At 67.0% G+C, this 13749-nt stretch carries 13 protein-coding genes; 7 read left to right on the top strand and 6 right to left on the bottom strand.

Annotation, left to right across the window (positions count from 1 at the left end; genetic code table 11):
- The first annotated feature begins 104 nt into the window (after positions 1-104).
- The 4 genes from hscB to iscX are packed head-to-tail and all read left to right on the top strand — an operon-like array spanning position 105 to position 3098.
- Positions 105-623: a Fe-S protein assembly co-chaperone HscB gene (gene hscB / locus BLQ58_RS08330; protein ID WP_092596335.1), complete on the top strand. Its 519-nt coding sequence runs from the start codon at positions 105-107 to the stop codon at positions 621-623.
- A 9-nt stretch (positions 624-632) separates the two neighbouring features.
- Complete coding sequence (gene hscA, locus BLQ58_RS08325; protein ID WP_092596332.1) at positions 633-2498, top strand: Fe-S protein assembly chaperone HscA; 1866 nt, start codon at positions 633-635, stop codon at positions 2496-2498.
- A 44-nt stretch (positions 2499-2542) separates the two neighbouring features.
- The gene (gene fdx, locus BLQ58_RS08320; RefSeq protein ID WP_092596329.1) at positions 2543-2881 is read left to right on the top strand and encodes an ISC system 2Fe-2S type ferredoxin; all 339 of its coding nucleotides are present in this window, start codon (positions 2543-2545) and stop codon (positions 2879-2881) included.
- Between the two features lie 22 nt (positions 2882-2903).
- Complete coding sequence (gene iscX, locus BLQ58_RS08315) at positions 2904-3098, top strand: Fe-S cluster assembly protein IscX (protein ID WP_066738820.1); 195 nt, start codon at positions 2904-2906, stop codon at positions 3096-3098.
- Positions 3099-3206: 108 nt separating this feature from the next.
- On the opposite strand, the gene BLQ58_RS08310 is transcribed toward iscX, so the two are convergent.
- From BLQ58_RS08310 to prfB, 4 genes are all read right to left on the bottom strand, one after another.
- Positions 3207-3929: a glycine zipper 2TM domain-containing protein gene (locus BLQ58_RS08310; protein WP_092596326.1), complete on the bottom strand. Its 723-nt coding sequence runs from the start codon at positions 3927-3929 to the stop codon at positions 3207-3209.
- 247 nt (positions 3930-4176) lie between these two features.
- Positions 4177-5721, bottom strand: a complete 1545-nt coding sequence (lysS, locus tag BLQ58_RS08305; RefSeq protein ID WP_092596324.1) for a lysine--tRNA ligase — start codon at positions 5719-5721, stop codon at positions 4177-4179.
- A gap of 50 nt (positions 5722-5771) precedes the next feature.
- Positions 5772-6542 carry an SDR family oxidoreductase gene (locus BLQ58_RS08300; protein WP_092596322.1) on the bottom strand — a complete coding sequence of 257 codons (771 nt, stop codon included), beginning with the start codon at positions 6540-6542 and terminating at the stop codon, positions 5772-5774.
- A gap of 121 nt (positions 6543-6663) precedes the next feature.
- Positions 6664-7768 (bottom strand): peptide chain release factor 2 gene (gene prfB / locus BLQ58_RS08295; protein ID WP_139186079.1). Its coding sequence is split into 2 segments (ribosomal slippage): positions 6664-7686 and positions 7688-7768, totalling 1104 coding nucleotides; the frame shifts between segments, so codons are not numbered across the junction.
- A gap of 234 nt (positions 7769-8002) precedes the next feature.
- Here prfB and BLQ58_RS08290 point away from each other — a divergent pair.
- Complete coding sequence (locus BLQ58_RS08290) at positions 8003-8746, top strand: peptidoglycan DD-metalloendopeptidase family protein (protein ID WP_092596320.1); 744 nt, start codon at positions 8003-8005, stop codon at positions 8744-8746.
- Between the two features lie 55 nt (positions 8747-8801).
- Here the strand turns inward: BLQ58_RS08290 and recJ are convergent, their stop codons facing one another.
- Both recJ and BLQ58_RS08280 read right to left on the bottom strand, forming a co-directional pair.
- The gene (gene recJ / locus BLQ58_RS08285) at positions 8802-10502 is read right to left on the bottom strand and encodes a single-stranded-DNA-specific exonuclease RecJ (protein ID WP_092596318.1); all 1701 of its coding nucleotides are present in this window, start codon (positions 10500-10502) and stop codon (positions 8802-8804) included.
- 28 nt (positions 10503-10530) lie between these two features.
- Complete coding sequence (locus tag BLQ58_RS08280; RefSeq protein ID WP_092596316.1) at positions 10531-11652, bottom strand: hypothetical protein; 1122 nt, start codon at positions 11650-11652, stop codon at positions 10531-10533.
- A gap of 102 nt (positions 11653-11754) precedes the next feature.
- On the opposite strand from BLQ58_RS08280, the gene BLQ58_RS08275 reads away from it, so the two are divergent.
- Positions 11755-13005, top strand: a complete 1251-nt coding sequence (locus BLQ58_RS08275) for a lipoprotein-releasing ABC transporter permease subunit (protein WP_092596313.1) — start codon at positions 11755-11757, stop codon at positions 13003-13005.
- Positions 12998-13741, top strand: a complete 744-nt coding sequence (gene lolD, locus BLQ58_RS08270; protein ID WP_254775841.1) for a lipoprotein-releasing ABC transporter ATP-binding protein LolD — start codon at positions 12998-13000, stop codon at positions 13739-13741. The genes BLQ58_RS08275 and lolD overlap by 8 nt, the downstream gene beginning before the upstream one ends.
- Positions 13742-13749: the final 8 nt, after the last annotated feature.

Below are 13749 nucleotides of genomic sequence, written 5' to 3'. Positions count from 1 at the left end.
TGGCCCGTGCCGCGCACGGATCGGCAATCGATGCGAGGGCGGCGACACGACAAGGGGCGGCATGACCGCTCCTTTTTGTTGTGAATGTTTTGGAAAGACGCGCTTTGAAAGACGATTTTTTCTCGCTGTTCGGGCTGCCTGCCCAATACGAAGTGGACGAAGCCGCGCTGGACGCGGCTTATCGCACCGTCCAGTCGCAGGCGCACCCTGACCGATTTGCCAATGCCGGCGATGCCGAGCGGCGCGTGGCCATGCAGTGGGCCGCGCACGCCAACGAGGCGTACCGCACGCTGCGCCAGCCGCTCAAGCGCGCCATCTACCTGCTGCATCTGCGCGGCGTGGACATCCAGGCTGAAAGCAATACGGCGATGGCGCCGGCGTTCCTGATGCAGCAGATGGAATGGCGCGAGGCGCTGCAGGACGCGACGCAGGCGCGCGACGTGGACCAGCTCGACCGCCTGCTGCGCGATCTGCGCCAGGAAAAGCGCGAGCGCCACGCGGCACTCGGTGCGCTGCTCGATGCCGGTGACAACGAAGCCGCCGGCGCCGCCGCGCGCCAGCTGATGTTTATCGAGAAGATCGAACACGACGCCAGCGAGGCGATCGATCGGCTCGAAGATTAGAAGATTCTCATGGCACTGCTCCAGATTTCCGAACCCGGCATGTCGCCCGCGCCTCACCAGCGCCGGCTGGCTGTTGGCATCGACCTTGGCACCACCAATTCGCTGGTGGCCGCCGTGCGCAACAGCATTCCCGAAGTCCTGCCCGACGACGATGGCCGCTCCCTGCTGCCGTCTGTGGTGCGCTACCTGCCCAACGGCAACGCGCATATCGGCTTCAAGGCGCAGGACGAGGCCGTGCGCGACCCCAAGAACACGATCGTTTCCGTGAAGCGGTTCATGGGTCGTGGCCTGCGCGACGTGGCAAATATCGAGCACAGCCCGTACGACTTCGTCGATGCGCCGGGCATGGTGCAGCTGAAGACGGCCGCCGGCATCAAGAGCCCGGTGGAAGTGTCGGCAGAGATCCTGGCCACGCTGCGCCAGCGTGCAGAGGATTCGCTGGGCGACGAGCTGGTGGGGGCCGTGATCACGGTGCCCGCGTATTTTGACGACGCGCAACGCCAGGCCACCAAGGACGCCGCGCAACTGGCGGGCCTGGACGTGATGCGGCTGCTCAACGAGCCGACCGCCGCTGCGATTGCCTACGGCCTGGACAATGCCGCCGAAGGCATCTACGCCGTCTACGACCTGGGCGGCGGCACGTTCGATATCTCGGTGCTCAAGCTGACCAAGGGCGTGTTCGAGGTGATGTCCACCGGCGGCGATTCGGCGCTGGGCGGCGACGACTTCGACCAGCGCCTGCTGTGCTGGGTGGTCGAGCAGGCCGGCCTGCAGCCGCTCTCGGCCGAGGATACGCGCCTGCTGATGATGCGCGCGCGTGCTGCAAAGGAAGCCCTGTCCGCGAGCGACAGCACCGTGATCGACGCCGTGCTGACCACCGGCGAGATCGTGCATCTGCCGCTGGACGCGCAAACGTTCATCGCCATCACCGCCAACCTGGTGCAGAAGACCCTGGCGCCGGTGCGCAAGGCGCTGCGCGATGCCGGTGTCACGCCCGAGGATGTCAAGGGCGTGGTGCTGGTGGGCGGTGCGACGCGCATGCCGGCGATCCGCAAGGCCGTGGGCGAGTATTTTGGCCAGCAGCCGCTGACCAACCTGGATCCGGACAAGGTGGTGGCGCTGGGCGCCGCCATGCAGGCCAACCTGCTGGCCGGCAACCATGCGCCGGGCGAGGACTGGCTGCTGCTCGACGTGATCCCGCTGTCGCTGGGCGTCGAGACGATGGGCGGCCTGGTCGAGAAGATCATCCCGCGCAACAGCACGATTCCGGTCGCGCGTGCGCAGGAATTCACCACCTTCAAGGATGGCCAGACCGCCATGGCCATTCACGTACTGCAGGGCGAGCGCGAACTGGCCAGCGATTGCCGGTCGCTGGCGCGTTTCGAGCTGCGCGGCATTCCGCCGATGGTGGCGGGCGCGGCGCGCATTCGCGTGACTTACCAGGTGGATGCGGACGGGCTGCTGTCGGTGTCGGCGCGCGAGACCAATTCGGGCGTGGAAGCGTCGGTGTCGGTCAAGCCGTCGTACGGCCTGGCCGACGACGATATCGCGCGCATGCTGCAGGAAAGCTTCCGCGAGGCCGAGCACGACATGAAGAGCCGCGCGCTGGCCGAGGAACGCGTGGAGGCCGCGCGGCTGGTGGAGGCCACCGGGCGTGCGCTGGAAGTCGACGGCGACCTGCTGTCGGCCGAGGAACGCGCGGCCGTGGATGCGCTGATGGCCCGCGTGACCGAGATCGCGCGCGGCGACGACCACCACGCGATCAAGGCGGCCGTCGAGCAGCTGTCGCATGGTACCGACGAATTTGCCGCCCGCCGCATGGACCGCTCGATCAAGAGCGCGCTGGCCGGAAAGAAGGTGCAGGAGCTGGGCTGAGTCACACGCAGCGCACCTGCCTAGAGAGAGAAAACAGGAATCACATGCCACAGATCATCGTTTTGCCCCACGTCGAATTGTGTCCGGAGGGCGCCGTCTTCGAGGCCGGCACCGGCACCAGCATCTGCGACGCGCTGCTGAACAACGGTATCAACATCGAGCACGCCTGCGAGAAGTCGTGCGCCTGCACCACGTGCCACGTGGTGGTGCGCGAAGGTTTCAATTCGCTGGAAGATGCCGAGGAAAAAGAGGAAGACCTGCTGGACAAGGCGTGGGGGCTGGAGCCCAATTCGCGCCTGTCGTGCCAGGCCATCGTCGCGGACACGGACCTGACCGTCGAAATCCCGAAGTACACGATCAACCACGCCAAGGAAGGCCACTAAGGCCCGCGCGAGGAGTTTCCCCATGAAATGGACAGATACCTACGACATTGCCGCCGCGCTGTACGACAAGTTTCCTGACGTCGACCCGGTAACGGTGCGTTTCACGCAATTGCGCCAGTGGGTGCTGGAACTGGACGGTTTCAGCGACCTGCCGGAACGCTCGGGCGAGAAAATCCTGGAGGCGATCCAGCAGGCGTGGATCGAGGAAGCGGAATAAGTCCGGTTGATCCAAGGCAAATGAAGCAAAAAAGCACGGCTGTCACGCCGTGCTTTTTTGTTTGTGTCGGAATCGGGCTCGCTGGGGCGGGACCGAATCCGAAGGGCGTCAGCCAGTCACGAGAACGCCGCGCTCCAGATGCACGCGCTGGCCCACTTCGACCCCCGGAGGATTCTGGTACGTGAACGTGCGGCGCGAGCCGTCATCCATCTTCACGCTGACGCGGTACGACTTGTTGGTGTTCAGCTTCTTCTCGGCGTAGTTGCCGCCGAAGCCGCCTGCGGCCGCGCCGGCCACGGTACCCAGAATACGGCCATTGCCCGAGCCGATCTGGTTGCCCAGCAGGCCGCCGACAACGGCACCGCCAACCGCGCCCAGGCCGCTGGTGGGCTTTTCGGCTTCCACCACCTGCACGCCTGTCACGTGACCGGCCGTATGGCTAGGCCGGGCGGCCGGCTTTTCCGCGGCCTGGGCTTGCTGCATCGGCTGGGCCGGTGGCGGCGCCATGTTGTTCTGGGCCTGGCGAGCGTCATAGGCGGGTGGCCGCGTGGTCGATCCTGGTGCCGGCTGGCTCGTCAGCGGCGGCGGCTCGTTCATGACGGGCTGGGTGCCGGTTTGATTGCCGCTGTACGAGCCCCCGGATGAGCTGCCATATGAACTGCTGTACGAAGCCTCGGCCGGCGCCTGTGTGGCCTTGGTAATCGGCAGCACGCCCGTTACGGCTGCGACCACCGTGAGGCTGGCCACCACAAGTGCGACGGCCGCCGCGCCCACCAGCGGATTCAGGCGGCGTTGCGACGGCAGGGCGGGAAGGGTTTCCGGACCGGACATTTCTTGTTCTCCAAGTCACCCTGGAAGGGTGGATACCTAGAGTCTGGCCGAATTACGATTCCGTTTCCGTTTGATTTTGTAAGGATGTGTAGCCCGAAATCCGAAGGAAAATCAGTGGGTTACAGCGAGGCGAGGAGGAAGGTGCGCGGGCGTCTGTAACAGCCGGCAAATCGGGAGGTGGTGGTAGCGCCCCACGCCGGACAGGCGTGGGGAACAGGGCGCGGCGCAGGCTGGCTGCGCCGGCCGATCAGTCTTCGCGGCGCAGGTGCGGGAACAGGATCACGTCGCGGATGTTCGGGCTGTCGGTCAGCAGCATGACCAGGCGGTCGATGCCGATGCCGCAGCCGCCGGTCGGGGGCATGCCGTATTCGAGCGCGCGGATGTAGTCGGCGTCGAAGTACATGGCTTCCTCGTCGCCGGCGTCCTTCTGCTCCACCTGCTTGCGGAAGCGGTTGGCCTGGTCTTCCGGATCGTTCAGTTCCGAGAAGCCGTTGGCGATCTCGCGCCCCGTAATGAACAGCTCGAACCGCTCGGTGATGCCCGGCTGCGTGTCCGAGGCGCGCGCCAGCGGCGACACTTCCACCGGGTAGTCGACGATGTAGGTCGGCTCCCACAGTTGCGACTCGGCCGTTTCCTCGAACAGCACCAGTTGCAGCGTGCCTACGCCGGCGTTCAGGAACTGCGGCGCGCTGGTGTTGATCTTGAACTTGCCCTTCAGCTCGGCACGCAGGAATTCGGCGTCGGCCAGTTGCGCATCGGTATATTCGGGGGCGTACTTCTGGATCGCCTGGCAGATCGTCAGGCGATGAAACGGCTTCGACAGGTCCAGCTCGCGGCCCTGGTAGTTCAGCACGGCGCTGCCGCTGGCGTCGATGGCGGCCTGGCGGATCAGGTTCTCGGTGAAGTCCATCAGCCAGCGGTAGTCCGTGTAGGCCGCGTAGAACTCCATCATCGTGAACTCGGGGTTGTGGCGCGGGCTCACCCCTTCGTTACGGAAGTTGCGGTTGATCTCGAACACGCGCTCGAAGCCGCCGACGATCAGGCGCTTCAGGTACAGCTCGGGGGCGATGCGCATGAACATCTGCATGTCCAGCGCGTTGTGGTGCGTGATGAACGGCTTGGCCGCCGCGCCGCCCGGAATCGGATGCAGCATCGGCGTTTCGACTTCCATGAAGCCGGCGTCGGACATATGGCGACGCAGCGACGACATCGCCTTGGTACGGGCGCGGAACGTGTCGCGCGTTTCCGGCGAGACGATCAGGTCCACATATCGCTGGCGGTACTTCATTTCCTGGTCGGCCAGGCCGTGGAACTTGTCCGGCAGCGGGCGCAGGCTCTTCGACAGCAGGCGCAGTTCGCGCACCTGCACCGACAGCTCGCCCTTGTTGGTGCGGAACAGCTCGCCGCGCGCGCTGATGATGTCGCCCAGGTCCCAGTGCTTGAACGCCGCGTAGACGTCCTCGCCCACCTTGTCGCGCGTGATGTAGAACTGGATCTGGCCGCTGCCGTCCTGCACGGTGGCAAAGCTGGCCTTGCCCATCACGCGCTTGAGCATCATGCGGCCGGCGATCGACACTTCCACCGGGCTGGCTTCCAGCGTTGCCTGGTCGGTCTCGCCGTACTGCGCGTGCAGCGCGCCGGCCTGGTGCGTCGGGCGGAAATCGTTCGGGAAGGCCACGCCTTGCTCGCGCAGGGCCTGCAGCTTCTCGCGCCGTTCGGCAATGATCTTGTTCTCGTCTACGGCAGGCGCGTCGGCGGGTGCGGCGGCGGGCGTGCGGGTCGGTTCGGTCATGGTGTCAGCTTCGGTCGTGCAAGGCACGGGGCCCTGCGCGATGGTTCAGTTCAATAGTTGCGGATGTCGTCGAGTTCGGTCTTGCCGAAGTCAGCGCGTTCCAGATAGGCGGCGATGCGTTGTGCGACGTCGTCGGGCGACGCCAGCTGGTCATTCGCCTTCAGGTCGCGGAAACGCTGCACCTGGGCAAAATCGGCGCCGCGGATGGTCTCCTGCATGCCGGTGTCCACCACGCCCGGCGCCAGCGCCACGGCGCGTACCGCGCGATCGTCGGCCAGGCCGGCGTACTCGGCATTGACCGAGCGGATGAACATGTCCAGGCCCGCCTTGCCGGCGCAGTAGGCGCTCCAGCCCGGCACCGGGTTGCGCGCGGCGCCCGACGAGATGGCCAGTACCTTGCGCGGGCAGTCGAAGCGCGCGGTGGCGTCGATGAACGCGCCGGTCATCGTCATCGGCGTGACGAGGTTGGTCTGCAGATGCGGCACCAGCGAGTTTTCGTGCAGTTCGGTGATCGGGCCAATGGGCTCCACCACACCCGCGTTCAGGATCAGCGTCACGCTGGCCGGCGCTTCGTCCACGGCTTCCAGCACGCTGGACAGCCAGCCGGCCGAGGGGCCGGGCTGCGACAGGTCCTGCAGGTGCCAGGCCACCGGCACGCCGCTGGCCGAGGCTTCGCGTTCGAGGCCGGTGTTGCGGCTGCGCGCCACGCCGATGATGCGGTTGCCCGGCTTGAGCAGCGCGCGCACGAGCGATGCGCCCAAGCCGCGCGAGGCGCCGGTGACGATGTAGAGATGGATGGGGCGGGGCGTTCCGGTGGTCATGACGTGGACCTTGTTCGATGAAACGGCGACTTCAGGATGGAGACTCTTGGTATTCGTCGTGCCGCCATGCCGGCACGGGGCAGGCATGGCGGCACGGCTGCGGCATCAGGTCTTGCCGGTGTTACAGGCCCTGTTTCAGGCTGGCCTCGATGAACGGGTCGAGGTCGCCGTCGAGCACCTTCTGCGTGTTGGACATTTCCACGTTGGTGCGCAGGTCCTTGATGCGGCTCTGGTCCAGCACGTACGAGCGGATCTGGTGGCCCCAGCCCACATCGGTCTTGCCGGCTTCGAGCTTGTCGGCCTCGGCCTGGCGCTTGCGCATTTCATGCTCGTACAGGCGCGACTTCAGCATCGACATGGCTTCGGCGCGGTTGCGGTGCTGCGAACGGTCGTTCTGGCACTGCACGACGATGCCGGTCGGGATGTGCGTGATCCGCACGGCCGAATCGGTCTTGTTGATGTGCTGGCCGCCCGCGCCCGATGCGCGATAGGTATCCACGCGCAGGTCGGCCGGGTTGACTTCCACCTCGAACGAATCGTCCACCTCGGGGTAGACGAACACCGACGAGAACGACGTGTGGCGGCCGCCCGACGAATCGAACGGCGACTTGCGCACCAGGCGGTGCACGCCGGTCTCGGTGCGCAGGTAGCCGAACGCGTATTCGCCCTCGATCTTGATCGTGGCGCTCTTGATGCCGGCCACGTCGCCTTCGGATTCTTCCAGCACCTCGGCCTTGAAGCCCTTGCGCTCGCAGTACTTCAGGTACTGGCGCAGCAGCATCGATGCCCAGTCGCAAGCCTCGGTACCGCCGGCGCCGGCCTGGATGTCGATGAAGGCGTTGGCCTGGTCCATCTCGCCCGAGAACATGCGGCGGAATTCCATGTCGGCGACGATCGCCTCGAATCCCTGCACGTCGGCATCGATCGACTCCAGCGTCTCGTCGTCACCTTCCTCGCGCGCGAGTTCGAACAGCTCGTCCGCGCCGGCGAGGTCGGCGGTGAGCTTGCCCAGCGTCTGCACGACGGCTTCGAGCGCCTTCTTTTCCTTGCCCAGGTCCTGGGCACGCTTGGGGTTGTTCCAGACGTCCGGGTCTTCCAGGAGTCCGTTGACTTCGGCTAGACGGTTTTCCTTGACATCGTAGTCAAAGATACCCCCGTAGATCTTCCGTTCGCGAACGGAGATCGGAGATGGCACCGGAGATGGCGTTGAGGCGTTCTGCTTCCATTGATATTCCTGGTAATGCTGCGCGTGCAAAACGTGGAATTATAGCGGATCGGCGCCGCGAAACCCGGCCGGCGTGCGAGTGGGATGGCGGTCCGGGCTGCACGCCCGTTGCGGATTCGGCTGAACTGTTCGCATGGCGAACGGTCTATTGCGTGACTTTCCCCTCTTTTCGCTGCAAGGTTTCGTTCCGACTTCGGCGACAATAGCGGCCACGATCAGGAGTTTCCCCGTACGCATGACAGGAATCCACGCAGTCCATCACGACGTGTCGCGCCCGCAGGGTGCGCGCCGACGCACACTTGGGCGCCTGGCCGCGATCTCGCTGGCCGCCATGCTTGCCGCCTGCGGCACCACGCCCAGCGAGCCCGCGCCCGAGGGCTATTACCGCGTCGAACGCGGCGACACGCTGTACTCGATCGCCCGGCGTCACAACCGCTCGGTGGCCGATCTGGCGCGCTGGAGCAACATTTCAGATTCGAGCCAGATTGAAGTTGGCCAGCTGATTCGCGTCAAGCCGCCGGCAGGCGCCGGCATCTCGGCCGCCAAGGCTACCGACAAGCCCGCCGCGACTTCCGCGCCGCGCGCCGCCGCGCCCGACACCACGCCGTCGAAGCCGCCCGCCAGCGCCATCCGCCTGCAATGGCCGGCCGATGGCCGCGTGACCGGCAGTTTTGCGCCGCCAGCGGAAAAAGGGTTGCGTATCGAGGTGCCGGCTGGCGGCAAGGTGCGCGCCGCGGCGTCCGGCTGGGCGATCCATGTGGGTACGCTGCGCGGTTACGGCCAGTTGGTCATCATCAAGCACAACGACGACTGGCTGACCGTGTACGGCAACCTCGACCGGCCCCTGGTCAAGGAAAACGACCGGATTTCGGCAGGGCAGGAGATCGGCAGCATGAGCCGCGACAACGAGCTGCACTTCGAGGTGCGCGGCAACGGCAAGCCGGTGAATCCGGCGCTCTACCTGCCGCCACGCGGATAACGGCACCGCCCACGGCCCGTCGCCGCGGGGCGGGCCGCGTAGCCGCCGCCCCGGCCTACTGGGCGTGCTCCACCACCAGCTGCACGCGTGTCACGCCATTGAACGTGTTGTTGTCGAGCCGGTAGGCCACCAGTGCGCTGGCGCCGTCCAGTGCGTCGGCGTGGTTGAACCAGATCGCGTCGAAACGCTGGCTGCCGCGTCCCAGTTGCAGCTTGAGGTGCTTGCCCTTCAGCACGGTCTGGCGCAGTACCTCGAATTCGCCCGAGAACGTGGGCGGCGGAAAGCCCTGGCCCCACACCTGGCCTTCGAGCAGGGTCACGAATTCGGGGCTGAAGCAGCCGTCGTCGATATCGCCGTCGGTCTCGATCACCCGGGCCAGTTGCTCTTCGTTGAGCCATTCGCGGCCCACGTCCTCGAATGCCGCCACGAAGGTGTCGAAATCCTTCGCGCGGACGGTCAGGCCGGCCGCCATGGCGTGGCCACCAAATTTCACCAGCAGGCCGGGATGGCGCTTGGACACCAGGTCCAGCGCATCGCGCAGGTGAAAGCCGGGGATCGAACGGCCAGACCCCTTGATGTGCTCCTCGTCGCCCGGCGCGAAGGTGATGGTCGGGCGGTGGAATTTTTCCTTGAGCCGCGACGCGACGATGCCGATCACGCCCTGGTGCCAGGTCTCGTGGAACACGCTCACCGTGTAGCGTGACGCCGGATCGAGCCCGGCCAGCGGCTGTTCCAGGATCTGCAGCGCCTCCTGCTGCATGCCGGCCTCGATATCGCGGCGCTCGCGGTTCATGCCGTCCAGTTCCTGGGCGATTTCCCAGGCGCGGTTGGCGTCGTCGGTCAGCAGGCACTCGATGCCCAGCGACATGTCGGCCAGCCGGCCCGCCGCGTTGAGGCGCGGCCCCAGCCCGAAGCCCAGGTCGAAGGTATTGGCGCGCTGGGCTTCGCGGCCGGCGGCGCGGAACAGGGCGGCCACGCCGGCATGCATCCGGCCCATGCGCATGCGCTTCAGGCCCTGCGCCACCAGGATGCGGTTGTTGGCGTCGAGCTTCACCACGTCGGCCACGGTGCCCAGCGCCACCAGGTCCAGCAGCGTCTGCAGCGGCGGCTGGGTGTCCTTGGTATAGACCCCGCGCTGCCGCAGTTCGGCGCGCAGCGCCAGCAGCACGTAGAACATCACGCCCACGCCCGCCAGGTTCTTGCTCGGGAATTCGCAGCCGGGCTGGTTCGGATTCACGATCACGGCGGCGTCGGGCAGCACGGCGCCCGGCAGGTGGTGGTCGGTCACCACCACGTCGATGCCGCGTGCGTTGGCGGCCGCCACGCCGTCGACGCTCGCGATGCCGTTGTCGACCGTGACGATCACGTCGGGCCGCTGCTGCGCGGCCAGCTCGACGATCTCGGGCGTCAGGCCATAGCCGTACTCGAAACGGTTCGGCACGATATAGTCCACGCGCGCGCCCAGCATGCGCAGCCCGCGCACGCCCACGGCACAGGCCGTCGCGCCGTCGCAGTCGTAGTCGGCCACGATCAGCAGCTTGCGCTGCGCGGCGATGGCGTCAGCCAGGTAGGCGGCGGCGTGGTCAATCCCCTTCATGGCGGAAGGGGGCACCAGTCCGGGCAGTTCGGTGGCCAGCTCGGCCGGGTCCAGCACGCCGCGCGCGGACAGAATGCGCGCCAGCGTGGGATGCAGGCCGGCGGCGGCCAGCACGCTGGCGTGGTCGTCGGAATAGGAGCGGATGGCAATCCGGGTCATGATCTTCGTTCCGTTGGCGTTCGGGCGGCTAGGCGGCCATGGCCAGGTTCGACAACAGTGCGCGCCAGTCGCCGCGCGCACCCAGGCCGCGCCAGAACTTGCGCAGGTCGGCCCGCGTGACCGTGAATTCGGCAAAGTGGTTCTCGCCGCCCAGCACCATCGTGACGGACTGGATCTGGCCGGCGGTCAGCGCATCGAGCACGGGCTGGAACCACTCGGCGTCCAGCGCGTGCATCCGTTCGAGCCACAGGCCCCAGTCGGATGCAATATGGGCTTCGGTGGCGCTGTCCAGCAGGCACATGACGCTGCCTTCCGTGTTCGCCACCTCGGCAAAACGGGCCGGCTGCGGGCCAACCCGGCTGCCGGCGGCCAGCGCCAGGCCGGCCATGAACGGGTCGCCGGTCAGCACCGTGTCGGCCAGCTTGCGGACGGTGCCCGCCTTGCCGCCGCCATGCAGCCAGACCGAATTGACCGGCAGGCGGCCCGTGGCCTCGCGGGCGTCGTTGACCGGATGGCCGTGCCAGGTCATCTGGATCTCGTTCTGCAGCCGGCGCCATTCGCGCGCGCGCGAGCCGGCCTGCATCCAGATATCGATATTGCGGCCGGTGGCGCGCACCGGCGTGGTCGCCGTCAGTTCGCCGAAGAGGCCGTCCGGCACGTACCATCGGGCGGGCAGCGGCGCCTCCAGCCGGATGCCGGTTTCATCGAGCAGTCCGGCGATGGCGGCGCGCAGCGTGTCGGCCTCGTCGGCGCGGATGTCGAGCTGGTCGGGGTGCATCAGCACCAGGTGATCGCGCGCGGCGTGGATATGCACCGGCTGCAGGCAGGCCCAGCCCGCGTCGGCGTCAGGGCTGGCATCGGCCGGCAGGCCCGCGGCCGCGCGGTCGGCCAGGCGCATAAAGGGCGCAGTCGGCACCTGGGCGGTATCCAGGCCGGCGCGGCCGGCCAGCCAGCGTTCCTGCGGCAGGGTGCGCAGGTAGGGGTCGTCGTGCGTTTCGCGGGGTCCCGGGGCGGCGCGCGTCAGCAACTTTCCGAGCGCAGGCAACTCCAACTGGCGCAGCAGCGCGCCGGGGACGACATCGTCCGTGGCGTCGTCGCCGGCGCCGGGCGGGACGGAAAAAGGCACAATCAGGGTCAGGTGCGTCATCATGGTTGCCGAGATTGTAAACTTCCGGCTGGCCGGCGCCAGTCTTCCGTCACCCCGGGGTGGCAAAATTGGCGCCGACGCGTTTCCAGAACAACAGGATTCCTCTTGAACTTTCCTTACGAGTGGCAGATCGGCTGGCGGTACACCCGCGCAAGCAAGCGCGCCAGCCGCAACACGTTCATTTCGTTCATCTCGATGATCTCGATGCTGGGCATCGCGCTGGGCGTGGCCGCCCTGATCGTCGTGCTGTCGGTCATGAACGGTTTCCAGAAGGAGGTGCGCGACCGCATGCTGTCGGTGCTGTCGCACATCGAGGTGATCGGGGCGGGGCCGCTGCAGGACTGGCAGAAGACCGCCGCCGAGGCCGAGCGCAACAAGGAAGTGATCGGCGCCGCGCCCTATGTGGCGGCGCAGGCCATGCTCACGCGCGACGACGCCGTGCGCGGCGTGCTGCTGCGCGGCGTGGATCCGAGCCAGGAACCCAAGGTATCCGACATCGGCAGCCAGTTCCGGTCCGGCAGCATGAACGCGCTGGTGCCGGGCGGCTTCGATATCGCGCTGGGCAGCGAACTGGCCAACGCGCTGGGCGTGCGCGTGGGCGACAAGGTCACGCTGGTGGCGCCGCAGGGCACCATCACGCCGGCGGGCATCCTGCCGCGCCTGAAGCAGTTCACCGTGGTGGGCGTCTTCTCCTCCGGCCACTATGAATTCGACAGCGCGCTGGCGCTGGTCAACATGGAAGATGCCGAACTGCTGTTCCGCCAGAACGGCCCGACCGGCGTGCGGCTCAAGCTGCAGGACATGCAGCGGGCCCCGCAGGTGGCGCAGGCGTTGTCCACCACCATGTCCGGCGACCTGTATCTGCGTGACTGGTCGCGCCAGAACCGCAACTGGTTTGCCGCCGTGCAGACCGAAAAGCGCATGATGTTCATCATCCTGACGCTGATCATCGCCGTGGCGGCCTTCAACCTGGTGTCGACGCTGGTCATGACCGTGACCGACAAGCAGGCCGACATCGCCATCCTGCGCACGATGGGGGCCCAGCCGCGCTCGATCATGAAGATCTTCATCGTGCAGGGCGTGGCCATCGGCTTCATCGGCACGGTGCTCGGTGTGCTGGGCGGCACGCTGATCGCGACCAATATCGACGTGATCGTGCCGTTCATCGAACGCGTGCTGCACGTGCAGTTCCTGCCCAAGGACATCTATTTCATCAGCGAATTGCCTTCGGACCCCCGCGTGAACGACATCGCCACCATTGGCATCATTTCCTTCGTGCTGGCCACGCTGGCCACGCTCTACCCAAGCTGGCGTGCCGCCCGCGTGAATCCGGCGGAGGCGCTGCGCTATGAGTGACACGACGCTGATTCCGGACGTGGCTGCCGTGCCTGCCGCGTCAATCCAGACCGGCGGCTCGCCGGTGCTGGTGGCCGAGGGGCTGACGAAGCGATTCCAGCAGGGCGGGCTCGATGTGGAGGTGCTGCGCGGCGTGGACGTGCGTGTCAATGCCGGCGAGAAGGTGGCCATCGTGGGGGCGTCGGGCTCGGGCAAGTCGACGCTGCTGCACGTGCTGGGCGGGCTCGACAACCCCGACGCCGGCCGCGTGGCGCTGCTGGGCAAGCCGTTCACATCGCTGCGCGAGAAGGAACGCAACATCGTGCGCAACCGCTCGCTGGGCTTTGTCTACCAGTTCCACCACCTGCTGCCCGAGTTCACGGCACTGGATAACGTGGCGATGCCGATGCGCATCCGCGGCCAGACCGAGCGCCAGGCGCGCGAGGCGGCCCAGGCGGTGCTGGAGCGCGTGGGCCTGGGCGGCCGCTCGAAACACCGTCCCGGCGAGCTGTCGGGCGGCGAGCGCCAGCGCGTGGCCATTGCGCGGGCGCTGGTGGGGCAGCCGGCCTGCGTGCTGGCCGACGAGCCCACCGGCAACCTGGACGATCACACCGCCGGTGGCGTCTACGACCTGATGCTCGACCTGTCGCGCACGCTGGGCACGAGCTTCGTGATCGTGACGCACGACATGGACCTGGCCGGCCGTTGCGACCGCGTGTTCAGGCTGCGCGACGGGCACCTGCACCAGGAACGCTGACCCGCGCG

It is taken from the genome of Ralstonia sp. 25mfcol4.1 (genome assembly GCF_900104095.1).
Taxonomy (GTDB): Bacteria; Pseudomonadota; Gammaproteobacteria; order Burkholderiales; family Burkholderiaceae; genus Cupriavidus.
Note: the sequence above shows the minus strand (reverse complement) of the source record. Positions and strands in the feature narration are given on the sequence as shown.

Excerpts from the sequence above, each read along its gene's own strand:
- hscA (WP_092596332.1), top strand. The coding sequence starts at position 633 with ATGGCACTGCTCCAGATTTCCGAACCCGGCATGTCGCCCGCGCCTCAC.
- fdx (WP_092596329.1), top strand. The coding sequence starts at position 2,543 with ATGCCACAGATCATCGTTTTGCCCCACGTCGAATTGTGTCCGGAGGGC.
- iscX (WP_066738820.1), top strand. The coding sequence starts at position 2,904 with ATGAAATGGACAGATACCTACGACATTGCCGCCGCGCTGTACGACAAG.
- BLQ58_RS08310 (WP_092596326.1), bottom strand. The coding sequence starts at position 3,929 with ATGTCCGGTCCGGAAACCCTTCCCGCCCTGCCGTCGCAACGCCGCCTG.
- lysS (WP_092596324.1), bottom strand. The coding sequence starts at position 5,721 with ATGACCGAACCGACCCGCACGCCCGCCGCCGCACCCGCCGACGCGCCT.
- BLQ58_RS08300 (WP_092596322.1), bottom strand. The coding sequence starts at position 6,542 with ATGACCACCGGAACGCCCCGCCCCATCCATCTCTACATCGTCACCGGC.
- BLQ58_RS08290 (WP_092596320.1), top strand. The coding sequence starts at position 8,003 with ATGACAGGAATCCACGCAGTCCATCACGACGTGTCGCGCCCGCAGGGT.
- recJ (WP_092596318.1), bottom strand. The coding sequence starts at position 10,502 with ATGACCCGGATTGCCATCCGCTCCTATTCCGACGACCACGCCAGCGTG.
- BLQ58_RS08280 (WP_092596316.1), bottom strand. The coding sequence starts at position 11,652 with ATGATGACGCACCTGACCCTGATTGTGCCTTTTTCCGTCCCGCCCGGC.
- lolD (WP_254775841.1), top strand. The coding sequence starts at position 12,998 with ATGAGTGACACGACGCTGATTCCGGACGTGGCTGCCGTGCCTGCCGCG.